Source organism: Kribbella sp. VKM Ac-2569 (assembly GCF_004216905.1).
GTDB lineage: Bacteria > Actinomycetota > Actinomycetes > Propionibacteriales > Kribbellaceae > Kribbella.
The window spans coordinates 749,959-773,860 of sequence record NZ_SGXJ01000004.1; the positions used below are offsets into that span (position 1 = coordinate 749,959).

The window sequence follows — 23,902 nt, forward strand, 5'->3', positions numbered from 1 at the left end:
ATGACGGTCGGAGAGTGACATGAGAGTCTGGCGAGCGATGGGTGTCCTGGGCGTGACGGCGGGGCTGTTGATGGGCGGGCTGACCGGTACGGCGTCCGCCGCGGAGGCGGACGATCTGCAGACGTGTGCGCCGAACGCGTCTACGCCGCTCCGGCAGTTCCGGGCGAGCTGGGTCGCGTCGGTGGTGAACATCGACTGGCCGTCGAAGACCGGTCTGAGCGCCGCGCAGCAGCAGTCCGAGCTGATCGGCTGGCTCGACGACGCGGTGCGGCAGAACCACAACGCGGTCATCCTGCAGGTCCGTCCGACCGCGGACGCCTTCTGGCCGTCCAAGGTGGAGCCCTGGTCGAAGTATCTGACCGGCGTACAGGGTGGCGACCCCGGCTACGACCCGCTGGCCTTCGCGGTCGCCGAGGCGCACAAGCGGAACCTCGAGCTGCACGCGTGGTTCAACCCGTACCGGCTCTCGATGGACACCAACATCAACGGCCTGCTCCCGACGCATCCGGCGCGGCAGCACCCGGACTGGGTGGTCACGTACGGCGGGAAGCTCTACTACAACCCCGGCATCCCGGCCGCTCGCAAGCTGGTCGAGGACGCGATCATGGACGCGGTCTCGAACTACGACATCGACGGCGTGCACTTCGACGACTACTTCTACCCGTACCCGGTGGCCGGTCAGGTCTTCGACGACGCCGCGACGTACGCGCAGTACGGCGGCGGCTTCTCGAACCTCGCCGACTGGCGGCGGAACAACATCGACCTGCTGATCCAAGAGCTGAACCAGAAGATCCACGCGGCCAAGCCGTGGGTGAAGTTCGGCATCTCGCCGTTCGCCGTCTGGCGCAACAAGGCGACCGACCCGGAGGGCACCGACACCACGGCCGGCGTGCAGACGTACGACGACCTCGCGGCGGACACCCGCAAGTGGGTCCGCGAAGATTGGATCGACTACATCGTCCCGCAGGTGTACTGGGCCGGTGGGTTCGCGCCGGCGGACTACAACAAGATCGTGCCGTGGTGGGCGGAGCAGGTCCGCGGTACGCACGTGCACCTCTACATCGGCGAGGCGACGTACAAGGTCGGTACGTCGACGCAGTCGCCGGACTGGTCGGACCCGGCCGAGCTGAGCGACCACCTGGCGTTCGACAGCACGATCCCCGAGGTGAAGGGCAACATCTACTTCTCCGCGAAGGACGTCCGCGCGGACCGGCTCGGGGCGACCACGCTCCTCAACAACACCTGGTACACGCGGCCGGCGCTGATCCCCGCGATGCCCGCCCTCGACTCGCGAGCGCCGCTTCCGGTGCATGCGGTCCACGCGACGCGGACGAGTGACGGCGTACAGGTCAACTGGTCCAGGACGTCGCAGGACACCACGTCGTACGCGATCTACCGCCGGGAGCTCCGCGGCGGAGACCACTGCCCCGACAACGACGCCCGCAACCTGGTCGCCACGGTCCGCTCCACCGGCGCCGCGCAGTCCTATACAGACACCACGGCCACCCCGGGCACGGCGTACATCTACTCGGTAACCGCCCTGGACCGCCTCGCCAACCAAAGCATCCCCATCCCCGCGGTCACCCTCCGCTGAGTATCCTGCTAACGGTAGTGTAGAACGCCTGCTGATGGCAGTGTTTGATCCCTGCTAATGGTAGGTTGGGTGAGTGGATGAGTACCTGGAACGCGTTGTCGACGCAGAGTTGGACGAACTGCTCGCCGGGCTTCCCGCGGTCACGCTGGACGGGCCCAAGGGGGTCGGAAAAACCGCGACGGCGGCTCGGCGGGCACGGACGGTGTACGCGTTGGACGATCCGGCCCGGAGGCTGCTGCTCGACGCCGAGCCTGATCGGTTGGATCGCGCCGAGCCGCCCGTGCTGCTCGACGAATGGCAACTGCATCCACAGGTATGGGACCAGGTTCGGCGTAGCGTCGACCGAGACGTTACGCCGGGCCGCTTCCTGCTGACCGGCAGTGCGAGCCCGGTCAACGCGCCGACACATTCCGGCGCGGGCCGGATCGTCCGCTTGCGGATGCGCCCGATGTCACTGTCCGAGCGTGGGGTCGAATCGCCCACTGTCAGCTTTCGGAGCCTGCTGACCGGTCGCCGGGAGGCGGTGCAAGGCACCACGAACATGCACCTGACGGACTACACCGAAGAGATCGTCCGGTCAGGCTTTCCTGGCATCCGGCAACTCACCGACAGGCCCCGACGCGCACAGCTCGCGGGGTACCTCGATCGAATCGTCGAGCGGGACTTTCCCGAGCAGGGGTATCTGGTGCGACGGCCGGCGACGCTGCGGGCCTGGCTGGCTGCGTACGCGGCAGCGACTGCCACAACAGCTTCGTACAACGCGATCCTTGACGCCGCGACCGCGGGAGACGTCGACAAGCCCGCGAAGACGACGACCATGGCGTACCGCGACGTACTCAGCCAGTTGTGGTTACTGGATCCCGTTGAGGCCTGGTTGCCGACCAGGAACCGGCTCAGCCGTGCCGCCTCGTCTCCGAAGCACCATCTCGCGGATCCGGCGCTGGCGGCGGCGCTGCTCGGCGTTGGCGTGACCGCCTTGCTGGACAATGCGGTCAAGGGGCATCAACGGATCAGGGACGGCGTTCTGCTCGGGCAGCTCTTCGAGTCGCTGGTCACCCTCGATGTACGGGTGTACGCACAGGCTGCCGAGGCCGTCGTACGGCACCTGAGGACCAGGAACGGTGATCACGAGGTGGATCTGATCGTCGAACGCGCCGACCACCGGGTGCTGGCGATCGAGGTGAAGCTCGCGCCCTACGTGACCGACGACGATGTGAAGCACCTGCTCTGGCTGCGATCCGAGATCGGTGAGGATCTTGTGGACGCGGTGGTGATCTGCACCGGTACCGACGCCTACCGCCGCCAAGACGGCATAGCGGTCGTCCCCGCGGCCTTGCTCGGCCCCTGAGTCAAGGGACTAGGGGCTCTTCAAGCCCGGCGTGGTGGTGAGCTGCGTCGGGACGGGGCTCGTGGGGAACGTCGGGCTGGTGGGGAACGTCGGCGTGGTGCTGGTTGGTGGTGGGCCGGTCGGGACGGGTTGGGTCGACTGGCTGGGGAACTGCGTGCCGGTCGGGAAGCTAGGCGTGCTCGACGGGGAGCCTGGCGTCTCGGTCGGGAAGCCGGGGGTTGGGGTGCCTGTGGGGGACGGCGTTCTTGTGGGGAACGGGTTCTCCGGGGGCGGCGGGTAGATCTGGTAGACGCGGACGGTTCCCAGCTGGAAGCGGAGTTCGGTCAGTTTGTCCAGGTTCTTCGGCGGGGCGCTGACGCGCTCGTCGAGCAGTAGCCATTGGACGCCGTACGTCGTCCGCAGCGTCTCGATCAACTGGCGGCTCGGGTTGCTGAACACTTCGTCGTTCAGCCGCAGCTCGTCCTGGTTCCAGTACGGTCCCTGCACGCCCGCGGGGTAGGTGTCGTCGACCCGCGTCCGGTAGGCCCAGCCCTCCACGAGTACGCGGCGTTCGGCGTACCCGGAGATCCAGTACGAACCCGTCTGGCAGTGCGACGCCCGCGGCTGGTGGCAGTGGACGTTCGTGGCGATCCGGTCGTTCGAGCCCGAGTTCCGCCGGATGAAGCGCGCCGCCTCGATCCCGCCCGGTGCGATCGACTCGTAGGACGTCAGAGGCGGGTTCGCGAACCGCCGTACGGACGCCACCGTCGGCGACACCGTCGTACCGACCAGCACCGCGATTGCGATCACAGCCCAGGTACGTCGGGAACCGCGCAGGACCAGCCCGAATACGCCGATCCCGAGTACTGCGATCACGAGCGCGACCGTGAGGCCCTGCCCGAAGCAGTTGGCCGTCGTACAAGAACGAGGCGATCGGTAGCGGCCCCAGTAGATCGCTGCGACGCCGATCGCGATCGCGATCCCGGCGACCCAGTACTGCCGGCGCTCGAGCGAACCCAGCCCCCAGGTCGCGAGCAGTACGCCGAACAGGAACCCGGTCCGCACGAAGAACAGTTGGGTGTCCCCACGATCGGCCAGCAACGACGCGCCCAGCACCGCCGCCACGAACCCGAACACCAGGAACACCACCATCGGATCCCGGGCCACCCGCCGCTTGATCAGCAACGCGCCGACCAGGGGCATGACCCACCCGACGACGACCACGACCGCGATCACCGCGACCGCGGACCCACCACCCATCCGGTCCGCGAGACTCTCGAACGTCGCGCCCGGATCGAACCGGACACTCGACGCCGCGCCCCGCAGGACGAAGAAGAACGTCAAGGTATAGGCCGCCGCAACGCCGACGCCGAGCACCAGCGCACGCAGGTTCAGTCGACCTGCGCGGACCGTCAGATAGATCCAAGCGACCGCGAGCCCCGTCGCGTACACCGGCAGCGTCGTCGCCTTCGTCAACGCCAACGCGGCAACCAGCACACCCGCCGCGACAAACAGCCGGAACAACTCGGCCCGCGTCGTCCCGGCCCGTCGTCGCAACAGCAACGCCGTCACCGCGATCAACGGCAGCAACAGCACCGTCGAGAACGCCTGCGGCGGATTCGTCAGCCCACCGAGCGAGAACAGCCCGTCCGCGAACACCCGGTCCGACACGGCCCACGGCCAAGCCACCAGGTCGCCACCGGCCACCACGAGCCCGGCAGCGATCGGAGCGGCGACGGCACGACCGGTCAGCAGCATGCCGACCGCGGCCGCGCCCAGAACGGTCAGCAGGATCCAGGTGAACGGCGCCATTCGATGCGTCAGTACGTCGAGCGGCACGCTGGTGATCCAGTGCGTGGACGCGATGTGGTCGTACGCCGCCCAATGGCTCGTCAGCCACCCGCCATCGGCGTACGGGACCTTCGGCGGGAAGTGGTGCGTGACCTCACCGGCCAGCGCGAGATTGTGTGGAGCGTCCGAATTCGGCCGCAGCGCGTTCGATCCGTCGAGCGGAATGAGCTGCGAGCCGACCCGGACGAACCAGGCGGCCGCGACCCCGACCGCGACCATCATCCCGGCCAGCGACCACCACGGCGTCGGCCGCTCCGGCAGTTTGCGACGCGGCAGCGCGCGCCACATCCCGAGCGCCAGCGCCGGCATCAGCAACGCCGCGAACGGCATCTTGAACAGCATCCCGAGCGGGTAGAGCAGCGCCTCGACGGCCAGCCCGAACGCCGTACCCAGGATCACGTCCGCGGACAACCAGCCGACACCGCCGGTCAGTCGCCGCCAGAACATCGTGCCCGGTACGACGATCACGATCAGCAGGTAGGCGAGGTACGCGGCCGGCATCCACGGCGGGTGCTCCTGCAGCGCAACGAACCAGGCCAACGGCAGCACAGGCAAGCTCACCAAGGCCGCGGTTCGCTTGCCGCGCCCGGCCGCCCGCCGCTTCCCCGGTCTGATCACCGGCAAAGTGTATGAGTCCGACGAGTCGCCCTCGTGGCCGGTGAGCCGTTTACTGCCACGAACTTCGCATTTACACTCAGTAATCTCCCAGCCCCCGCAGCGTTCGGGAGGTTCGATGGTCGTGCAGCACATCGCCGGCCTGCCGGTGGAGGAGGTCCTGCTGGCGGCACTCGCCGCCGCGAGCCCGGTGATCGCCCTGATCGGCTGGGAGATCAGCAGCCGAATCAAACGCCTGAATGCGCGGGTACGTCGTCGCGGGAACGGACCGGACCCGGACACCGCCCCGGTGGGGGACGCTAGGCTTCGGACTTATGAGTTCGGTGGATCGGAGTCGGGTCAGGGAGTTGATGGGTGAGGTGATGACGGCCCAGGGCCGGGCATTGCCGGCCGAGGACACGGCGGACCTGCGCGAGATCGGGTTCCGATCGCTGGACTTCTCCGAGCTGGCCCTCCGGGTGGAGGACGAACTCGGTGACGAGCTGAACTTCGATGCCCCTGGGCTGCGCCGGATCGCGACGGTCGGCGACGTACTGGACTTCATCGAGCAACTCCAGTCGGCGTGAACACGCGGCGCCGGACCACCGCCTTGATCGGCGACGACAACACCGTCGTCGTCGCAGGCAAGCGCCTGACCTGGCGGACGCTGCGCAAACTGCCGCAACTGCCGTCACCCGCGGCCGTACTGGTCGACAACGGCGCCGACGCGCTCGCCGCCCTCCGCCACCACGCGGTGCATGGCACCGAGCTACTGGTCGCGACCGAGTCCCGCGTCGACGAGCGCATGCGGGAGGAACTGGGCGAGTCCGGTTTCGCGGTCGTCCTGCCCGATGGGGCAATCACTCTCCCGCGGCTGAAGCGGGTCGAGGAGTCCGGCCGCGCCTGGCTGCTCACTTCCGGCTCCACCGGCCGCCCGAAGCGCATCGGCCACACCCTGGAGTCCCTGACCACCGTCACCGCCGATCAACCGCCGCGCACCTGGCTGCTGCCGTACTCGCCGGGGACCTACGCCTGGTGGCAGGTCGTCACGCTCTCACTCACCCAGGCCGATCAGGGTCTGGTCGTGATCGAGCCGAGCGAACTCGAGGAATGGCCGAAGATCGCCACCGAGCACGGCGTCACGGCCGCCTCCGGTACGCCGACATTCTGGCGGCAGGCGATCTACCGCGACGCCGACGCGCTCGCCGACGTACCGCTGGAGCAGATCACGCTCGGCGGCGAGCCCGTCGACCAGGCGATCCTCGACCAGCTCCGGGAGATCTTCCCGACGACGCGGATCTCCTGGATCTACGCGTCCTCGGAGGTCGGCGCCTCGATCGTGGTGCACGACGGCAAGGCCGGGTTCCCCAAGGCCTGGCTCGATCGCGACCCCCACCCGGAACGCCCGGTCCTGAGCGTCGACGGCGACGAGCTCGTCATCCGCTCACCGCACCACGGCGCCGGTCAGATCGGTGCGGTCCACACCGGCGACCGGATCGAGTACGACGGGGACCGGGTGCTGATCACCGGTCGCCTGGACACCGACGAGATCAACGTCGGCGGGTCCAAGGTCTCGGCCGGTGTGGTCCGCAACGTGCTGATGGGCCACCCGGGCGTGTCCTGGGCGCGCGTCTTCGCCCGCAAGGCGCCGTTGGTCGGCCGGATGGTTGCGGCCGAGGTGGTCCCGAACCGGTCGCTCGGCCCGATCACGGACGCCGACCTGGTCCAGTGGTGTTCGACCCGGTTGCCGGACTACGGCGTACCGCGGCGGATCAAGTTCCTCGACCAGATCCCGCAGAAGGAAACCCTGAAGAGCGATGTCTGAAGCCCCCAGTGTCGTCCCGCCGGCCTCGGTCGTGCTGGTGTCCGGCGGTTCCCGCGGTCTCGGTCTGGCGATCGTCACCGACCTGCTCGCGGCCGGTATCAAGGTCGCCGCGTTCGCCCGTACCGTCACACCGGAGCTGACCGCGCTCGGTGAGAAGTACCCGAACCACCTGCACTACGGCTCGGTCGACGTCAACGACAGCGCGGCCGGGCAGGCGTTCGTCAAGGCGGTCGAGAGCAGGCTCGGCCCGATCGATGCCTTGGTCAACAATGCGGCGATCGGGCAGGACTCGCTGCACGTCCACACCTCGGCCGACCACCTGGCCGAGATCATCCAGACGAACCTGACCTCGCCGCTGATCCTCACCCGCTTCGTATTGCGCCGGATGCTGGCGAAGGGCCTGAAGGGCCGGATCGTCAACATCACCTCGATCTGCGCGCAACGCGGCTACCCCGGCCTGGTCGCGTACTCGGCGACCAAGGGCGGCATGGACGCGGCCACCCGTTCACTGGCTCGTGAACTCGGTGGCCGCATCCTCGCCAACGCCGTCGCCCCGGGGTTCTTCGCCTCGGAGATGTCCGCAGTCCTCGGCCAGACCCAGCTCGACCAGATCGTCCGCCGCACGCCGACCGGCCACCTGACCGAGCCGGAGGACGTACTTCCGGTCGTCCGCATGCTCCTGCTGGAGAACACGAACCTCAACGGCCAGGTGCTGGTCGTGGACGGCGCCGCTTCGATCTAGGGCCTGATGTTCTGGTTGCGGTGGAAGACGTTGTCCGGGTCGTACTTCTGCTTGATCTCGCGGAGCCGGTCGTACTTGTCGCCGTACGACGCCCGGATGCGGGCCTCGTCGGGCTCGGTCATACCGTTCACGTAGCTGCCGATGTTGATGGTGTGCGGCTGCAGGGCGTCCCAGAACGTCCGCACCCACGTGCGTTCAGCCTCGAGCGCCTCGCGGACCGGCGTCGTTGCGATCATGAACACCGCGTAGCGCTCGGTGCGCTGCCCGCTGAACGCGGTCGCGTCGTCCGCCGTCTCCAAGTAGCCGTGGTCGAGGTGGTAGAACATCGTGACCGACAGCGGCGACGTTTTCTGCGGGAACTGCTCGGTGATCACGTCGATCGCCTCGTCGGTCAGCGTCTCGAGGTAGGCGCCCTTCTCGTAGCGGCACATTCCCCATGCGTTCGGCTCGTCGATCGACTGCTGTACGGCGACGTACGGCATCGGCGTCGTGAACTCGAACAGCGGCGGCGGCAGCGTCCCGCGCAGTTGCCGCATCGCCTCGGCGTGCTGCTCGGGCGACCCGAATCCGACCGCGATGAGCGCGTATCCGACCTTGAAGTGGTGCTCTTCGGGGACGAACGGTGCCGGCGGCGCGTTCAGGCCGGCGATCACCACGTTCACCTCGCGCGGCAGTGCCGGGATCACCTCGCGGGCGGCCCGGAACAGTTCGACGCCCTGCTCCGCGCCCCAGAACGCGATGCCGTAGTTCACCATCGGCCCGGCCGGGTGCAACCGGAACTCGAACTCGGTGACGACGCCGAAGTTGCCGCCTCCGCCGCGGACGGCCCAGAACAGATCCGCGTTCTCATCCTCGGCCGCGCGCAGAATGCTGCCGTCCGCGGTGACGATCTGGACCGACTCCAGATTGTCGATGCTGAGCCCGTGCAGCCGGGTCAGTAGACCCATGCCGCCGCCGAGCACCAGCCCGCCGACTCCTGTGTGGCTGACGATGCCGGCCGGTACGGCGAGACCGTACTCCTGCGTCGCGGCGTCGAGATCCCCGAGCAGCGCACCACCGGCGGCACGCGCCCGGCGGGCCTCGGGATCCACCGACACCTGGTTCAACAGGCTCAGGTCGATCATCAGACCGTCGTCCACCGACGACAGCCCGGCCATGCTGTGCGCGCCTCCGCGGACAGCGATCTCCAAGCCCTCGGCGACCGCGTAGCGGACCGCGGCCTGCACGTCCGCGGCCGACCGTGGCCGCACGATCACCGCCGGACGGCGGTCGTGTTCGGCGTTCCAGAGCCGCCGCGCGTCGTCGTACCCCTCTTCACCCGGCCGCAGCGCAAGCCCCTCCAGGGTCGCGCGTAACGCGTCGAATCCGGTTTCCGCAAGTTGAGTCATTGCTTCCCCTCCCCGATGTGATGCCGTCAGGCTCGGTGCCTGACCCCCTGTTGACAGCAGTCGTTCGTGCGCTGTCTTGAGTTACTGTCGGGAGTCGCGGGGTTATCCACAAGGGGGTGGATTCCCGTTTTGGGCGGGAACTTCGGTGGGTGTCAGACTCGACGGCGTGAGTGACCAGGAAATCCTGCGGTTGTTGCCGATCACGGCTGCCGTCGTTGCTGTGCGTGACGATCGCGCCGACGCGCACCTGGCCCAGCTGGGTGCGTACGACGAGCGCGACCAGGCGCAGGTGGATCGGTGCGTGCAGGCGTTCCTCACCGGTCTGCTCCGTACCGCCTGGGAGCGTGGCTGGGCGCCGACCGATGTGGTCCAGCACGGCCGCCGCACACTGGATGCGGGCGTCGAGCCGTTGCTGCTGGCAGCGATCTCGGCTGAACACCGCGGTTACCGTCCGGCCACCATCGACCCTCGCTGGCTCGGCCAGCTGACAGATCTCGGCGTGCCGCAGCCCTTCACCGAGCTGAGCCTGACCGCTTGGGCGGCCGGCGCCCGCGTCGGCCGCTACCTCACGCTGCATCACGCCCTGTCCCTGGCCGGCTTCCTCCAGACCCTGCCGGTCGTGGCCCGGCTCTACCCCTTACCCGGTACGACGGTCCGCCGCACGCAGCCCGCCGTACCGGCGAACGGGAAGATGCTGGCGCGGATCCGCGGTCTGCTCGCGAAGGCGGAGGCGACCGAGTTCCCGGACGAGGCGGAGGCTCTGTCCGGTAAGGCGCAGGAGCTGATGGCCAAGTTCTCTCTGGACAGTGCCCTCCTGGACGCAGAGGTGGAGATCCCGGACGATTCCGCGGGGCGCCGGTTGTGGGTCGAGACGCCGTACGTCTCGGCCAAGGCACAGCTGGTCGGCGCGGTCGCTGCGGCGAATCGGTGCCGCACCGTCGTGATCGACGAGCTGGCCGTCGTCACCATCGTCGGCGCCGAAGTTGACCTCCAACACACCGAGATCCTCAGCACATCCCTGCTGGTGCAGGCGAATCGCGCGATGCTTGCTGCTGGCAAACACATCGGCCACCGGGGTGAGTCCCGGACGCGATCGTTCCGGCAGTCGTTCCTGATGGCCTACGCGCAACGGATCGGCGAACGCTTGGAGCAGACCGCTGCCGCGACCCAGGCCGCCGTACCCGAAGCGGCTGCGGACCGTCTGCTGCCGGTGCTGGCCAAGCGCGAGGAGCAGGTGGACGCGTTGTTCACCCAGCTGTTCCCGAACACGACTACCCGGCGGACTCGCATCACCAACGGCGCCGGGTGGAACGCTGGCGTGACCGCAGCCAATCAGGCGCAGCTCGAGGGGCGCAGGCAGGTACGCCGGTGAAGATCGAGGAGACCGCAATCCCCGGCGTACTGCGGATCGAGCTGGACGTGCAGCCGAACGACGACGGATGGTTCAAGGAGAACTTCCACCGCGAGAAGCTGGCCGAGCTCGGGATGGAGGTTGTGCAGCACAACGTCGCGCACTTCGAGGCGGCCGGGATCGTCCGCGGGATCCACGCGGAGCCCTGGGACAAGTACCTGTCGCCGTCGTCCGGGCGGGTGTTCGCCGCGATCGTCGACCTCCGCTCCGGCGACGGCTTCGGCCAGGCGGAGACGTTCGAGCTCGGTACGTCGGATGCGCTCTACGTGCCCCGTGGTGTCGGGAACTCGTTCTGCACGCTGACGCCGCACACGACGTACAACTTCCTCGTGAACGAGCACTGGTCGCCGGAGCGGATCACTGTGGACCTGTTCGATCCGGAGCTGGCGATCGCGTGGCCGCTCGAGCAGCTCAAGTACACCGAGCGGGACGCCGGGAACCCTTCGCTGGCAGCGCTCAGGAGGCAGCGGGCCTGAGTCCGCAGAGCACGATGTCCAGCAGGCGATTCGCCTGCTTCGGCTCGATGTCGCGGCCCATGTTGATGCCGCCGACCAGCCGCATCACGTCGGCCAGCTCCAGGTCGTCCCGGACCTCACCGGCCGCCTTCGCCTTGTCCAGGAGGAGATGCCCGGCCTCCTGCACGTTCGCCTTGCAGATCTGGAAGAACGGCGATTCCTTGCCCAGCGCAACGGTCAGTTCGCTGGCCAGGCTGCCCTTGGACAGTCCGTACCCGAGGAAGCTGCGCAGCCACGCCGCCAGTGCGTCGAACGGCTCCAGCTCCCGGTCGAAGTCGTACGCGCGGTCGCAGACGGACTGGATCTCGTCGACGTAGACCGCCTCGAGCAGCGCGGTCCGGCTCGGGAACCGGCGGTACAGCGTGCCGATGCCGACGCCGGCCCGGCGGGCGATCTCCTCGAGTGAGGTGTCGGTGCCGTGCTCCGCGAACGTCTCCCGGGCGGCCGTCACCAGGCGGTCGTAGTTCCGGGCCGCGTCCGCACGGGTCGGCCGTGCGCACGGCAAAGGTTGTGGCGCCATCCAGCCTCCTCGCAACTCCGCCCAACATTATCGCTTGCAAAGCGGAGGATGCCTCCGTATCGTATCCGGAGGAGCGCTCCGCTTTCTGTCTCAACTGTAGCCCCTCAGGGGTAAGGAGCAATATGTCGGCATCAGCCGCGGCGCCGGCCGGCGCCACCTCTGGCACGCCCGGACGGCGGCCGGGGGTAGTTCTTGCAGTCATCCTGGTCACCCAGTTGATGGTGATCCTCGACGCCACCGTCGTGAACATCGCCATGCCCCACATCCAGCAGTCCCTGCACTTCAGTCCGTCGAGCCTGTCGTGGGTGCAGAACGCCTACGCGCTCGCGTTCGGCGGTCTGCTCCTGCTCGGCGCCCGCGCCGGTGACCTGCTCGGTCGTCGCCGGGTGTTCATCACCGGTGTCATCGTCTTCACGTTCGCCTCGCTGCTCGGCGGTCTCGCGCCGAATGCGGAACTACTGCTCGCCGCACGGGTCCTGCAGGGCATCGGCGGCGCGATCGCGGCGCCGGCAGCTCTGACCCTGCTCATGCTCACCTTCCGCGAAGGCCCCGAGCGGATGAAGGCACTCGGCTACTACAGCCTGATCTCGTCCGGCGGCGGCAGCGTCGGCCTGGTGCTCGGGGGCATGCTGACGGACTGGGCGTCCTGGCGCTGGGGCCTGTTCATCAATGTCCCGATCGGTATCGGCCTGGTCTTCGCGGCCCGGCAGGTGCTGACCGAGACCGAGCCGGAGACCGGCCGGTTCGACGTGGCCGGCGCGCTCACCTCGACGCTCGGCATCACGTCGCTGGTGTACGGGTTCATCCGGGTCGCCGACGTCGGCTGGTCGTCGCCCGAGGTGCTGGTCGCGTTCGCGGCAGGTGTGGTGCTGCTCGTGTCGTTCGTTCTGATCGAGCGCCGGGTGAGCCACCCGATCGTCCCGCTGCGGCTGTTCAAGTCCGCTCAGCGGTCGGCGTCGTACCTGACCATGCTGCTGGTGGTCGGCACGATGTTCGGGATGTTCTTCTTCCTGACGCAGTACCTGCAGGGCGTGCTCGCGCTGAGCCCGCTCACGGCCGGTCTGGCCTTCCTGCCGCTCACCGGTCTGCTGTTCACCGCGTCGCGCATCGTGCCGAAGCTGGTAGCCCGGGTCGACGGGGCCAAGCTGATGCTGATCGGTTCCACGCTGGTCGCGCTCGGCACGGTCTGGCTGACCCGGCTCGGGTCGCACAGCACGTACCTGCACGACGTGGTCGGTCCGCTGCTGCTCTTCGGCGCGGGCGCCGGGATGATCTTCATCCCGCTCGTCGGCAGGGCCATCTCGGGCGTCGCGCCTGAGGACGCGGGGGCCGCGTCCGGCATGCTGAACGTTGTCCAGCAGGTCGGTGGCGCGCTCGGCCTGGGCATCCTGGTCACGATCTTCGGTACGGCGAGCCGCAACTCGACGTCGACGATCCCCCGGGAGGTGCTGGTCGACGGCGTCCACGCCGCGTTCGTCGGAGCGCTGGTCTACGCCGCGGTGAGCCTGGCGATGATCGTGTTCACGGTCCAGCCGTGGAAATGGTTCCGCGGCGCACCGGAGCCGGTCGAGACCCCAACAGTCGTGGACTCACACGTCTGACGGGATGGGCAGCGCGTAGCTGGTGAACTTGTTGTGAGTGATGAAACCGAGGTTCTCGTACAGGCCGAGCGCACCAGTCGGGTTGTCGGCGTCGACGCCGAGCCCAGCCCGCTGGTAGCCGGCCTGTGCGGCCTCGGTCAGCACCTTCGCGATCGTTGCGCGGGCCAGACCCCGGCCGCGGTACGCGCGCCGCGTGCCGACCTGGCCGATGTACAGCTCCCGGACGCCGGTCGCCTCGGTGTCCGCCTCCCACTCGTAGCCGTTGACGTACGCCGCGACGGTCTCACCGTCCAGCACCAGGTACGACTGCGCGGCACGGAACGCCCGCGATCCGACGTTCCGGGATCGCCAGACCTCCGGGTCCGGCGGCGCCCAGCCCCAGTGGTCGGAGAAGGCCTCGAAGTGGGCCAGCCGCAAGGCTTCCTCGTACGACGGGTCGTACGGCGTCAGCCGCAGTCCGTCGGAGATCGACGCTTCGGGCACCGCCTGGTCGAGCGACCGTCGCATGTCGAAGAAGAACCGCTCTGCCTTGAAGCCCAGGCTCTCCAGCAGGCTGATCGCGCTGACGTTGTTGCTGACCGCGCCGGCGCCGACCTGGCCGGGAAAGTCTGGATGGGTGGCGGCGTGCAGCTCGCCGGCGCGCTGGATCAGCCAGCGCATCAGCGTCGTACCCAGGCCACGCCGGCGGAACTCCGGGTCGATGGTGCCCTGGGCGCGCACCCGGTCGACGTCCACCACGGACGGCGAGATGTGGGCGATGCCGTAGCCGATCATCCGCTCGTCGGCCCACAGGCTGATGCTGTTCCTGGGCAGGTCGAGATTCGGGCGGTCCAGCTGTTCGGCGAGATCCTCCGCGCTGAAGTGTTCGCCCTCCTGGTCGACCTTCTCCGCGGCCGACAGCAACGCCGCCCACGCGTCGACGTCGCCCTTGTCCATCGGACGCGCTTCGATCCCCTCCGGCCAGCTCATGCCTCGAAGGTACGGCGTCGACGTACCAGCCAGCACTCCAATTACCGGCCGCGGAGTACGCTGACCGTCTGATGACCGTGGACGACGCAGTGATCGCACGCGGATTTTGGGGTCCGAGGCAGTCGCCGGACCGGGTCGCCGACAAGCTGGTTGCGTTCCTGACGACTCTGGATGACGTCGTGGGGGAGCGTATTCCGTGGGTCTCTCACAGCCTGCCGGGACAGTCGATTGCCGAGCGAGTAAACGCACTGCGGGTGATATCTGACGCGTTCCGGGAAAATACAGACGCTGCACATCTCGGGATCAGTCAGTCCTACAGGGCGCGCGGTCAGCGACTCGAGCAGGCTGCGATCACGATGAGTGTCGGGGGATATTCTGACTCCCCGAATGTGCAGAACGGCTTCATGGTCAGGTGGCGTGGGGTGGATGCGGCGGTGCTCGCTGACCCGATACTGCGCCGGCTTGTCTCGGTTTGGGATCCGGACTGGGCCGCTGTGACGTCGAGGTCCCTCATGGACGCGCTTGCCGAGGTGCAGCCTGCTGGAAAGCCAGGTCCAAAGGTCGGATACCTGAGCTACGTCTCTGAGGGGAGGGCGCAGGTCTTGCCGGATGGTTTGGAGAAGCACCTGCTGAGGATTGAGAACGGCGGTGTCATGATCGGCTCGGGCGAGAGCGATGGCCTCCTGCCTGTGGACAAGGTCAGCGAGCTCGCAAAGGTCCTCAGGCTCAGCGCCGCCTTCTCGCCGACGCCGACTTCTCGCAGCAAGTTCTGAGCTTCGCGCTCGACAGCATTCCGTAGTTCCACGTGGGTCACATCGCGTCGGGGGCCTCGATGCCCAGCAGGCCGAGTCCATCCTGCAACACCTTCCGTGTCGCCGCGCAGAGGGCGATCCGACTTGCTCTGGTCGCGCCCTCACTGCTCAGCACCGGGCACTGCTCGTAGAAGCTGGAGAGCGCGGACGCGACGTCGTACAAGTAGGTGCAGAGTCTGTGCGGCTGGAGCGTTTCGGCGACCTGCTCGACAGTCGCGGCGAAGCCCGTGAGCAGGAGGGCGAGCCGTTGCTCGGCCGGGTCCTTCAGTTCGGTGAGCTCACCTGTTGCCCCTGCTTTGGAGAGAAGCCGGGTGAGCCGGGCGTGCGCGTACTGCAGATACGGGCCGGTGTTGCCGGTCATCGCGACCATCCGGTCCAGGTCGAACACGTAGTCGTTGCCCCGGTCGCTCGACAGGTCGGCGTACTTGACCGCGCCGATCCCCACCGCCCGCGCGGTCGCGGCCCGGTCGACGCCCTCCCGGCCGGCCAGTAGCGCGTCGGCCCGGGCGACCGCGCTCTCCAGCAGGTCGACGAGCTTGACGGTGCCGCCTTCCCTTGTTTTGAAGGGCTTTCCGTTCGGCCCGAGTACGGTGCCGAACGAGACGTGTTCCGCCGGCACAGTTGTCGGGAGCCAGCCGGCGGTCCGCGCGAGCGTGAAGATCATGTCGAAGTGCAGGGCCTGCCGGTGGTCCACGACGTACACGATCCGGTCCGCGTGCAACGTGCTCACCCGATGCCGTACGGCGGCGAGGTCGGTCGCGCTGTAGCCGAATCCGCCGTCGGACTTCCGCACGATGACCGGCAGCGGATCGCCGTCGCGACCGAGGAATCCCGGGAGGAAGGCGCACATCGCCCCGTCGGACTCGGTCAGTAGCGCTTGCTGTTCGAGCTCGGCCACGACCCGCGGCAGGTCGTCGTTGTACGCGCTCTCGCCGACGACATCGGCTCGCTCGAGGTTGCTGCCGAGCAACTCGTACACCTTGTCGAAGTCGTCCAGCGACACGTCGACCATGTGCCGCCACATCGCCCGCGTCTCCGGATCACCCGACTGCAACGCGACGACCCGCAGCCGCGCCTTGCCGGCAAAGGTGCCATCGGCATCGAAGTGCTTCCGGCTCCGCTCGTAGAGCCGCTGCAATCCCTCCAGATCAAGGGACTCCGCCGCGATTCCTTCCTCCAGCAACTGCTCGATCATCATCCCGTACTGCGTGCCCCAGTCGCCGACATGGTTCTGCCGAACCACGTCGTACCCGGCGAACTCGAGCACGTTGCACAACGCGTCGCCGATCACCGTCGACCGGAGATGGCCGACATGCATCTGCTTCGCGACATTGGGCTGTGAGTAGTCGACGACGACCCGCTGTCCCTTGCTGGTAAAGGATTCCGGCTCGTTGACCGCCTTCGCCAGCGTCTCCGGCAGCAATGTCAGGTTGATGAACCCGGGGCCGGCGATCTCTGGTGTGCGGCACAGGTCCTCGATCCGCAGCGCGGCGACCAGGCGTGCGGCGACGTCCCGCGGCGACAGGCCGAGGGCGTTGCCGATCCGGAGTGCGAGATTGCTCTGGTAGTGGCCGAACTCCGGCTTGGTGCTCGACCGCAGCTCGGGATCGTACGACGTACCGAAGGCGGCCGCCGCGGCAGCGGACAGTCTGGTGGACAGGACAGGCAGAACTGCGGACATGACGAAGGTCCTTCAGGAGACGCGACTGGAACAGGCTGAGGTGTTCAGACAGTGCGTCGTCGCAGGCTGAAGCGCACGCGCCGGGCGTGGACAGGCTTCAGGCTGATCGACATGTCAGCCATTATGCACGAAGTACGCCGACGGTGCCGGTGACCGCTCGGCCAACGGCGTGATCGCCGGTACGTCGGTGTCGCCCAGGAACACCCGCCGTACGACGCGTTCTGCCGCGCGCCCGTCGTCGAACTCGCAGAACTTCTCCCGGTACAGGTGCCGGTGCTTGGCCGCCTCGGGTGCCGCGAACGCGCCGTTCCGGAGCGCGGCGTACAGCTCCTCCGCGGACCGTGCCACCACGCCGGGCGGGAACTCGGCAACGTCGAAGTACGTGTCACGCCGGCTGTTCTGATCGAGGTGCAGCAGGATCGGCCGGTCGAGGTTGGCATAGTCGAAGGTGATCGACGAGTAGTCGGAGATCAGGACGTCGGCCGCGAGCATCAGGTCCTCGATCCGCGGATGCTGCGACGCGACCAGGACGCGGGCGTGCTCGCCTGCGGCGGCCGCGAGTTGGTCCAGGTCGACCCGATCGGGGAGCGTCGGCGCGTACAGGATCACCAGGTGCGAGTCGTCGTACCCGAACCCGGCCCGGATCGCACGGACCTCGTCGAGCGTCGCGGTCAGCAGACAGTCGTTGCGCGGATAGCCGTACTCGAGCTCCTCGAAGTACGACGGGTAGGTGCGCTCCCAGATCTCCGACGAGTACCGGTTCGAGGACAGGTTGAAGTCCCAGCGGTCGACCTCGCGCATCACCTCGTCCTTGCCCTCGTCCGGGAAGGTCACGGTCTTCAGCGGCGTACCGTGCTGGGTCTGCAGGTGGATCTGGCCCGCGCGCTTGTCCAGGTTCTTCGGCCAGTTCATGTTGCTGACGAAGTACGTCGCCTTGCCGAGGAGCTTCTCGTACGCCGGGGAGTCCGAGACGACGTACTCGATGCCCTCCGGGATCGCGCCGACGTGCTCGTTGTCGACGACCCAGACCCCGCGCAGGTGCGGTGCCAGCTCGGCCGCCTTCTCGTAGATCGCGCGCGGGTTGCAGGCGTACTGCTTGAACCAGTAGGCGGCGTACGCGACCAGGTTCGGGTCGAGCTTGCCGCGCCGCAGCAGCTTGCCGACCGTCTTGCCCGCGCTCGGGACGTGGAGCATCCGGGCGCTCAGCTTGAGCGTCGAGTAGGTCGCGTAGTCGTCGTGGATCAGCAGCCAGCGCTTGAACCCGCGGGCGGTCCGGTCGGCGCCGTACCCCTCCGGCTTCCAGCGCTTGGCGAAGGCGTGCGCCGCGTGGAAGAACTCGGCCCGGTCGTCGGTGTCGATCCGCTCGGGCTTCGCGAGTACGGCGAGGATGTGGTCCAGCGACCGGTCGAACGTGAACCGGCGCCAGCCGGCCAGCTCCGGGTCGGACTGGATGAACGCGTGCACCCGGTCGTACTGGTCGAAGATGTCCCACTGCCGGCGGCCGCTGGTGGCGTGGATGTTGCCGCCGGTCCGGTGCTGCCGGTAGTGCACGACGACCCGGTCCAGGGTGGCGATCCGCTCCGCCGTCAGCATCGTCGAGTAGGTCCAGGGCGCGTCCTCGTAGAAGCCGCTCGTGAACGCGAATCCGTGCCGGGTCAGGAACTGGCGGCGGTAGGCCTTGTTCCAGACCACCTCGAGGAAGGTCAGGAAGATCGGCCGCTCGGCCGCCGTGAACACCCCGGCGCCCTCGCGCGCGAACGCGTCGTGCCGCTGGCTGCCCATGACCCGGCCGTCCCAGAAGACCCGCTCGTAGTCGAAGAGCACGATGTCCGGCTGACCCCGGTGGGTCGTCGTGGCGTCGATCCGGCCCGCGATCGCCTCGAGCGACCCCGGCGAGTAGACGTCGTCCGCGTCCAGGAACAGCACGTACTCGCCGCGGCACTCCTTCAGGCCGGCGTTCCGGGCCAACCCGAGGCCGACGTTCTCGTCCAGGTGCACCGCCCGGACCCGCGCGTCCGCGGCGGCGTACTCGTCCAGGATCCGGCCGGAGCCGTCCGGATCGGCGTCGTCCACCCCGATCACCTCGAAGTCGGTGAACGACTGCCCGAGCACCGAGTCCAGACACGGCCGCAGCCAGGCCCGCGAGGCATGGCAGGGGACCACGATGCTGAACCTGGGGACGGTGCCGAGCGCCATGCCTAGTCATCCTAGGGTGCAGCTATGAGTACTGATGTGTTCGAGCCATTGGCCGGTCTGGAGGGGGTCGGGTCTGCGGCGCGGGCGGCCCGGGACGCGGTCGACGTACTGCTCCGGGATCGCGGGCTGCGCCGGGTCGGTTCGGACATGACCGCCGAGGCCCTGCTGCGGGGCGCGCACGCCTCAGCGGCGCTCGCCGGCAGCACCTCCACGCCGGACGACGTACGCCGGGGTTCCGCCGACGGACTGGCCTCCGGCGCGGTCCGGATGACCAGTGAGCTGATGACGCTCGCGCCGCAGGTGGACAAGGCGCCGGTGCAGGTCTGGACCAGACTGCACCAACTGGCCGCGGCCGATCTGGTCGCGGAGGACCAGTTGGGCCATCTCCGGACCAGTGCGGAACCCCTGCCGGACGACATCCCAGGGCTGCCGCCGGCGCCCGGTGCCGACGAGATGTGGGAGCGGCTGAGCGCCCTCGCGCAGAACCTGACCCGTCCGACCAAGGCGCCCGGTCTCGTCGTCGCGGCGATCGTGCACGCCGAGCTCGCCGTACTGCGACCGTTCCCGGCGGCCAACGGATTGGTGGCCCGGGCCGCCGAGCGCCTGCTGTTGGTTGCCCGGGGCATCGATCCGGTGGCGGTCACGGTCCCGGAGGGTGGTCACTATGTGTTGCGGGCGACCTATGCGTCGGGTCTTACCGACTACACAGCGCAAGGATTGACCGGGGTTCGTGATTGGTTGCTGCGGTCCTGCGAGGTCGTGACAAAAGGTGCCGAGCTCTCGCCGCTGTCTTCCTGAGGGCGCTGCCGGGAACGTGCGAACGGCGCTCTCCAGTGAGAACGCCGTCGCTGGCACGTCACCCTGGTTACCATGCGTGCACCTGTCTGCCGCCACAGGACGAGCCTGGGTCGCGCTGCCCGTTTGGGATGGGCTGGTCGCCGCGTGGGTACCTGGGTTGCCGTGCAATCTCTACCGGACCCTAAGGCCCTTTGTTGATTCCTTTGTACTCCTGAAACCCCTTTCTGGGAAGGGGATGCGGAGTCCTTCATGGAGTTGAGAACAATGAAGCTAGCTTCAGCTTTCAGCTCGTCCGGGACCGCCGCCGGGAGGCCAGCAGCAGTGCTCCGGCGGCGATCGCCGCGACCAGGCCGGCTGCCAGTGCGGGGCGTCGTACGGCGGGGAAACCTGCCCGCTCGCCCGGCTCCGCGAACTCCAGGACGGGCCAGCCACGCTCGACCGCGACCCGGCGCAACGCCTTGTCGGGGTTGACTGCGTGGGGGTGCCCAACGGCGGCCAGTAGCGGCTCGTCGGTGATCGAGTCCGAGTAACCGTAGGAGGTTGTGAGGTCGTAGCCCTCGGTCGCGGCCAGGGCCTCGATCGCGGTCACTTTGTTCGGACCGTACGCGTACTCGGCGATCTCGCCGGTGTACTTGCCGTCGGCAACAACCATCCGGGTGGCGATCACCCGGTCGGCGCCGAGCATCGCGCCGATCGGCTCCACCACCTCGGCGCCGGACGACGACACGATCACCACGTCCCGGCCGGCCGCGTGGTGCTGCTCGATCAGCTCCACCGCCTCGACGTGGATCATCGGGCGGACGATGTGGTCCAGGGTGTCGGCGACGATCGCCTGCACCGTCGAGACGTCCCAGCCGGTGCACATCGCGGAGATGTACTCGCGCATTCGCTCCATCTGGTCGTGGTCCGCGCCGCCGAGCAGGTAGACGAACTGCGCGTAGGCGCTGCGCAGCACGGTCCGGCGGTTGATCAGGCCGCCGGCGTAGAACGGCCGCGAGAACGCCAGCGTGCTCGAGCGGGCCAGAATGGTCTTGTCCAGATCGAAGAAAGCCGCGGATCGAGCCGTCCCGGGATGCGCCATGCAGTCGAGGATAGGCAGCCGGGAGAAACGCCGGGGGACCCGGGCTTTTGCGTGGGCCGGTATCCCGTTAGACTAGTCGGCAGTGTGACAGTGACACTGGTCTGGAAGCGCCCTGTCGGGCGGGACTGGCGCCTGGGTGACACGTAATCGGTTGAAATCGAACTGAGATGTGTGAAGCCCAATCTCGGGGGGTACAAACTCCCTGACAGTGGCAGACTGTCGCCTCCTGAACGGCCCCCGGCTCCTCCCCCCGAGCCCGTGGCCGAAGACGGCCCCCGGTCACCCCCCCGCCGGGGGCCGTCGCCTTTCTCCGATCAGCCAAGTAAGCGTAAAGATTCTCGTTTTTCTGCGCGTGGGAGCGTTCTCACTTTATGTAGGGTCTTGACAATGTAATTGGGCAGTCACAGGTTGTAAGGCATGAAACCGCCTGCACACCGCCCCCAGGCAGCGGTCGTCATCAGCCTGCTCGCCGTTGTCATGGCCTTCCTGGTCCCCGGTTCCGCCTCCGCGGCCGCCAATCTCGTCACGAACGCCGGCTTCGAGTCCGGCACGCTCTCCGGCTGGTCGTGTCCGGCCGGCGGCGTCACGACGTCCGCGCCGCATTCCGGTTCGTACGCCCTCGAGGCGACGCCCAGTGGCGGTGACATCGCCCGGTGTTCCCAGTCGATAGCGGTCCAGCCCAATACGGCGTACACCCTGTCGGCGTGGGTGAAGGGATCGAACGTCTACCTCGGTGTGGACGGTGGTCCCTCGACGTGGACGACCAGTTCCGGCTGGAGCCTGTTGACCGTCCCGTTCACCTCCACGGGTTCTTCCGTGACGATCTACGTCCACAGTTGGTACGCGCTCCCGGCGTACCAGGTCGATGACGTCGTACTGGACGGACCTGGTGGGACGCAGGACACCACGCCGCCGTCGACCCCGGGTGGTCTGGCGGTCGGTAGCCCGACCTCGAGCTCGCTGAAGCTGACCTGGTCCGCCGCGTCCGACGCGAACGGCATCGACCACTACGACGTCGTCCGGGGGACCGGGGCCGCGCAGAGCGTCGGCAACGTGACCAGCTGGACCGCTACAGGGCTTACTGCTTCGACGAGCTACTCGTTCAAGGTTCGGGCGTGTGACACCAGCGGCAACTGCTCGCCGTACGGCGCGGTCGTGTCGGGCACCACGTCCGACGGCGGCACCAACCCACCCGTCGGCAACCTGCCCGCCCACGTGCTCACCGGGTACTGGCAGAACTTCAGCAACGGTGCGACGGTGCAGAAGATCTCCGACGTACCCGCGGCGTACGACCTGATCGCGGTGGCCTTCGCGGACGCGGACCCGTCGAAGCCGGGCGGCATCACGTTCAACCTGGACAGCGCCGGGCTCGGTGGGTACACGGTCGCGCAGTTCAAGGCGGACATTGCGGCGAAGCAGGCGGCCGGTAAGAAGATCATCCTGTCCGTCGGCGGTCAGAACGGCACCATCTCGGTCGCCGACCCGACGGCGGCGTCCAACTTCGCGTCGAGCGCTCTCTCGGTGCTGCGTGAGTACGGGTTCGACGGGATCGACATCGACCTGGAGAACGGGGTCAACGCGCAGTACATGGGTCAGGCGCTGCAGAGCCTGCAGAGCCAGTTCGGCAGCGGGCTGGTGATCACCATGGCGCCGCAGACGATCGACATGCAGAGCACGTCGTTCGAGTACTTCAAGCTCGCGCTGGCGATCAAGGACATCCTGACCATCGTCAACGTGCAGTACTACAACTCGGGCTCGATGAACGGCTGCGACGGCCAGGTGTACTCGCAGGGCTCGGTGGACTTCATCACCGCGCAGGCCTGCATCATGCTGCAGGGCGGCCTGCGTCCCGACCAGGTCGGGCTCGGCCTGCCGGCGTCGTCGCAAGCGGCCGGGAGCGGGTACGTGTCGCCGACTGTCGTCAACAATGCGCTGGACTGCCTGACCAAGGGCACCGGGTGCGGGAACTACAAGCCGAGCACCCCGTGGCCGTCGCTGCGCGGTGCGATGACCTGGTCGACCAACTGGGACGCGTCGAACGGCAACCAGTTCGCGACCCAGGTCGGCGGCCACGTGCACGCGCTGCCCTGATCATGCACAGCTATCGACCGGCTCCCCTGCTGGAGGCGCTCGGTGTCTGCTCAGAGGATGAGCAGCTCTACCGGGCGCTTCTGGCCCGCCCGGAGTCCACAGCGACCTCTCTGGCTTTGTCAGTCGACTGGCCGGCCAATCGCGTCGGCCGGCACCTCAGGTCACTACTGTCCCTCGGCCTGGCGTCCCGGACGCCAGGCCGGCCGGCCCGCTACGTGCCGGCCGTACCCGAGGCTGCGGTCGAGCTGCTCGCGCTGCGGAAGCAGGCGGCGATCGTGGAGGCCCGGCTGGGTGCTGCGGCGCTGACGGCCGAGTTCAGACAGCCGGACGCGTTCACGGTCATCCGTGGCGCCGAAGCGATCGCCCAGCGGTTCTACCAGGCGCAACAGTGCGCACAGGACGAAGTACTCGTGCTGGACCGGTTGCCGTACGTCGTGCTCGCCACCCATGGGGTGACCTACCGCATGATCTACGACATGGCCTCACTGTCCGAGCCTGGTGATCTGGTCGCGGCCCGGTCGTCGGGCTGCTGCCGGATGCTGCGCGACGTGCCGCTGAAACTGGTCGTCGTCGACCGGCGCACCGCTCTTCTCCCGACCGGGCCGGACGTCGTCGTAGAGCTAGGGCCGTCGAGCCTCCTGGACGCCCTGCTGTGCCTGTTCGACCTGCTGTGGCGACAGGCCAGTCCTCTCACCCCGTCGGTCTCCGAAGGTCCACTCACGGCGGACGACCAGCAGCTCCTGTCTCTGGCGGCAGCCGGACTGACAGACCAAGCCATCGCCCGCCGCTTGGGCGTGGCTCAACGCACCGTAGAACGCCGAATGCAACGCATCCTCAAAGCCCTGGACGCCACCACCCGCTTCCAAGCCGGCCTTCGGGCCGGGCAGCAAGGGCTGCTCGTCTAGC

Annotated in this window: 20 protein-coding genes; 13 read left to right on the plus strand and 7 right to left on the minus strand. The window is 68.0% G+C overall.

All coding sequences use genetic code 11. The annotated features are described in order from the left end of the window. Positions 1 to 19 precede the first annotated feature (19 nt). Positions 20 to 1,594: a family 10 glycosylhydrolase gene (locus tag EV649_RS30285; RefSeq protein ID WP_130387006.1), complete on the plus strand. Its 1,575-nt coding sequence runs from the start codon at positions 20 to 22 to the stop codon at positions 1,592 to 1,594. Between the two features lie 73 nt (positions 1,595 to 1,667). Beyond that, the gene (locus EV649_RS30290; RefSeq protein ID WP_130387007.1) at positions 1,668 to 2,942 is read left to right on the plus strand and encodes a DUF4143 domain-containing protein; all 1,275 of its coding nucleotides are present in this window, start codon (positions 1,668 to 1,670) and stop codon (positions 2,940 to 2,942) included. Between the two features lie 9 nt (positions 2,943 to 2,951). Here the strand turns inward: EV649_RS30290 and EV649_RS30295 are convergent, their stop codons facing one another. Next, positions 2,952 to 5,390, minus strand: coding sequence for a hypothetical protein (locus EV649_RS30295; RefSeq protein WP_198682767.1), 2,439 nt, complete (start codon positions 5,388 to 5,390; stop codon positions 2,952 to 2,954). Between the two features lie 115 nt (positions 5,391 to 5,505). Here EV649_RS30295 and EV649_RS30300 point away from each other — a divergent pair, with 115 nt between their 5' ends. The 4 genes from EV649_RS30300 to EV649_RS30315 are packed head-to-tail and all read left to right on the plus strand — an operon-like array spanning position 5,506 to position 7,933. Further along, positions 5,506 to 5,745 carry a hypothetical protein gene (locus EV649_RS30300; RefSeq protein WP_130387008.1) on the plus strand — a complete coding sequence of 80 codons (240 nt, stop codon included), beginning with the start codon at positions 5,506 to 5,508 and terminating at the stop codon, positions 5,743 to 5,745. Then, positions 5,738 to 5,953, plus strand: coding sequence for an acyl carrier protein (locus EV649_RS30305; protein ID WP_238154955.1), 216 nt, complete (start codon positions 5,738 to 5,740; stop codon positions 5,951 to 5,953). The genes EV649_RS30300 and EV649_RS30305 overlap by 8 nt, the downstream gene beginning before the upstream one ends. Beyond that, the gene (locus tag EV649_RS30310) at positions 5,950 to 7,191 is read left to right on the plus strand and encodes an AMP-binding protein (RefSeq protein ID WP_130387010.1); all 1,242 of its coding nucleotides are present in this window, start codon (positions 5,950 to 5,952) and stop codon (positions 7,189 to 7,191) included. The genes EV649_RS30305 and EV649_RS30310 overlap by 4 nt, the downstream gene beginning before the upstream one ends. Then, a complete protein-coding gene (locus tag EV649_RS30315; RefSeq protein ID WP_130387011.1) occupies positions 7,184 to 7,933 on the plus strand; it encodes an SDR family NAD(P)-dependent oxidoreductase in 750 nt (249 codons plus the stop codon). Before EV649_RS30310 ends, EV649_RS30315 begins: the two co-directional genes overlap by 8 nt. Here EV649_RS30315 and EV649_RS30320 read toward each other — a convergent pair. Beyond that, positions 7,930 to 9,321 carry an FAD-binding oxidoreductase gene (locus EV649_RS30320; RefSeq protein WP_130387012.1) on the minus strand — a complete coding sequence of 464 codons (1,392 nt, stop codon included), beginning with the start codon at positions 9,319 to 9,321 and terminating at the stop codon, positions 7,930 to 7,932. The genes EV649_RS30315 and EV649_RS30320 overlap by 4 nt on opposite strands. A gap of 166 nt (positions 9,322 to 9,487) precedes the next feature. Here EV649_RS30320 and EV649_RS30325 point away from each other — a divergent pair, with 166 nt between their 5' ends. Together EV649_RS30325 and EV649_RS30330 are read left to right on the plus strand one after the other, a co-directional pair. Next, positions 9,488 to 10,693, plus strand: coding sequence for a DUF2786 domain-containing protein (locus EV649_RS30325; RefSeq protein WP_241998826.1), 1,206 nt, complete (start codon positions 9,488 to 9,490; stop codon positions 10,691 to 10,693). Beyond that, positions 10,690 to 11,208: a dTDP-4-dehydrorhamnose 3,5-epimerase family protein gene (locus tag EV649_RS30330; protein ID WP_130387013.1), complete on the plus strand. Its 519-nt coding sequence runs from the start codon at positions 10,690 to 10,692 to the stop codon at positions 11,206 to 11,208. Before EV649_RS30325 ends, EV649_RS30330 begins: the two co-directional genes overlap by 4 nt. Here EV649_RS30330 and EV649_RS30335 read toward each other — a convergent pair. Beyond that, a complete protein-coding gene (locus EV649_RS30335) occupies positions 11,189 to 11,767 on the minus strand; it encodes a TetR/AcrR family transcriptional regulator (RefSeq protein WP_130387014.1) in 579 nt (192 codons plus the stop codon). The genes EV649_RS30330 and EV649_RS30335 overlap by 20 nt on opposite strands. Positions 11,768 to 11,889: 122 nt before the next feature. Here EV649_RS30335 and EV649_RS30340 point away from each other — a divergent pair, with 122 nt between their 5' ends. Then, positions 11,890 to 13,368, plus strand: a complete 1,479-nt coding sequence (locus tag EV649_RS30340; protein WP_130387015.1) for an MFS transporter — start codon at positions 11,890 to 11,892, stop codon at positions 13,366 to 13,368. Here the strand turns inward: EV649_RS30340 and EV649_RS30345 are convergent. Beyond that, positions 13,357 to 14,337 (minus strand): GNAT family N-acetyltransferase, encoded by a 981-nt coding sequence (locus EV649_RS30345; protein WP_130387016.1) that lies wholly within the window; start codon positions 14,335 to 14,337, stop codon positions 13,357 to 13,359. The two genes, EV649_RS30340 and EV649_RS30345, sit on opposite strands and share 12 nt — an antisense overlap. 71 nt (positions 14,338 to 14,408) lie before the next feature. Here EV649_RS30345 and EV649_RS30350 point away from each other — a divergent pair, with 71 nt between their 5' ends. After that, complete coding sequence (locus EV649_RS30350) at positions 14,409 to 15,110, plus strand: Imm52 family immunity protein (protein ID WP_130387017.1); 702 nt, start codon at positions 14,409 to 14,411, stop codon at positions 15,108 to 15,110. Between the two features lie 37 nt (positions 15,111 to 15,147). On the opposite strand, the gene argS is transcribed toward EV649_RS30350, so the two are convergent. Both argS and EV649_RS30360 read right to left on the minus strand, forming a co-directional pair. Beyond that, complete coding sequence (gene argS, locus EV649_RS30355) at positions 15,148 to 16,830, minus strand: arginine--tRNA ligase (RefSeq protein ID WP_241998828.1); 1,683 nt, start codon at positions 16,828 to 16,830, stop codon at positions 15,148 to 15,150. A 114-nt stretch (positions 16,831 to 16,944) separates the two neighbouring features. Continuing rightward, entirely contained in the window at positions 16,945 to 19,026 is a 2,082-nt protein-coding gene (locus EV649_RS30360; protein ID WP_130387018.1) for a CDP-glycerol glycerophosphotransferase family protein, read from the minus strand. Positions 19,027 to 19,050: 24 nt separating this feature from the next. On the opposite strand from EV649_RS30360, the gene EV649_RS30365 reads away from it, so the two are divergent. Next, entirely contained in the window at positions 19,051 to 19,824 is a 774-nt protein-coding gene (locus EV649_RS30365; RefSeq protein ID WP_130387019.1) for a Fic family protein, read from the plus strand. A gap of 283 nt (positions 19,825 to 20,107) precedes the next feature. On the opposite strand, the gene EV649_RS30370 is transcribed toward EV649_RS30365, so the two are convergent. Beyond that, positions 20,108 to 20,905 (minus strand): HAD-IB family hydrolase, encoded by a 798-nt coding sequence (locus tag EV649_RS30370; RefSeq protein ID WP_130387020.1) that lies wholly within the window; start codon positions 20,903 to 20,905, stop codon positions 20,108 to 20,110. A gap of 417 nt (positions 20,906 to 21,322) precedes the next feature. Here EV649_RS30370 and EV649_RS30375 point away from each other — a divergent pair, with 417 nt between their 5' ends. Both EV649_RS30375 and EV649_RS30380 read left to right on the plus strand, forming a co-directional pair. Continuing rightward, on the plus strand, positions 21,323 to 22,996 hold the full coding sequence (locus EV649_RS30375; protein ID WP_130387021.1) for a glycoside hydrolase family 18 protein: 1,674 nt from the start codon (positions 21,323 to 21,325) through the stop codon (positions 22,994 to 22,996). A gap of 2 nt (positions 22,997 to 22,998) precedes the next feature. Continuing rightward, a complete protein-coding gene (locus EV649_RS30380) occupies positions 22,999 to 23,901 on the plus strand; it encodes a LuxR family transcriptional regulator (protein WP_130387022.1) in 903 nt (300 codons plus the stop codon). Position 23,902 lies beyond the last annotated feature (1 nt).

What these genes read in the sequence shown, in the direction of transcription:
- EV649_RS30350 (WP_130387017.1), top strand. Translation starts at nt 14,409, where the DNA reads ATGACCGTGGACGACGCAGTGATCGCACGCGGATTTTGGGGTCCGAGG.
- EV649_RS30335 (WP_130387014.1), bottom strand. Translation starts at nt 11,767, where the DNA reads ATGGCGCCACAACCTTTGCCGTGCGCACGGCCGACCCGTGCGGACGCG.
- EV649_RS30340 (WP_130387015.1), top strand. Translation starts at nt 11,890, where the DNA reads ATGTCGGCATCAGCCGCGGCGCCGGCCGGCGCCACCTCTGGCACGCCC.
- EV649_RS30365 (WP_130387019.1), top strand. Translation starts at nt 19,051, where the DNA reads ATGAGTACTGATGTGTTCGAGCCATTGGCCGGTCTGGAGGGGGTCGGG.
- EV649_RS30305 (WP_238154955.1), top strand. Translation starts at nt 5,738, where the DNA reads ATGGGTGAGGTGATGACGGCCCAGGGCCGGGCATTGCCGGCCGAGGAC.
- EV649_RS30370 (WP_130387020.1), bottom strand. Translation starts at nt 20,905, where the DNA reads ATGGCGCATCCCGGGACGGCTCGATCCGCGGCTTTCTTCGATCTGGAC.
- EV649_RS30360 (WP_130387018.1), bottom strand. Translation starts at nt 19,026, where the DNA reads ATGGCGCTCGGCACCGTCCCCAGGTTCAGCATCGTGGTCCCCTGCCAT.
- EV649_RS30320 (WP_130387012.1), bottom strand. Translation starts at nt 9,321, where the DNA reads ATGACTCAACTTGCGGAAACCGGATTCGACGCGTTACGCGCGACCCTG.
- EV649_RS30345 (WP_130387016.1), bottom strand. Translation starts at nt 14,337, where the DNA reads ATGAGCTGGCCGGAGGGGATCGAAGCGCGTCCGATGGACAAGGGCGAC.
- EV649_RS30300 (WP_130387008.1), top strand. Translation starts at nt 5,506, where the DNA reads ATGGTCGTGCAGCACATCGCCGGCCTGCCGGTGGAGGAGGTCCTGCTG.
- EV649_RS30375 (WP_130387021.1), top strand. Translation starts at nt 21,323, where the DNA reads ATGAAACCGCCTGCACACCGCCCCCAGGCAGCGGTCGTCATCAGCCTG.
- EV649_RS30285 (WP_130387006.1), top strand. Translation starts at nt 20, where the DNA reads ATGAGAGTCTGGCGAGCGATGGGTGTCCTGGGCGTGACGGCGGGGCTG.
- argS (WP_241998828.1), bottom strand. Translation starts at nt 16,830, where the DNA reads ATGTCCGCAGTTCTGCCTGTCCTGTCCACCAGACTGTCCGCTGCCGCG.
- EV649_RS30315 (WP_130387011.1), top strand. Translation starts at nt 7,184, where the DNA reads ATGTCTGAAGCCCCCAGTGTCGTCCCGCCGGCCTCGGTCGTGCTGGTG.
- EV649_RS30380 (WP_130387022.1), top strand. Translation starts at nt 22,999, where the DNA reads ATGCACAGCTATCGACCGGCTCCCCTGCTGGAGGCGCTCGGTGTCTGC.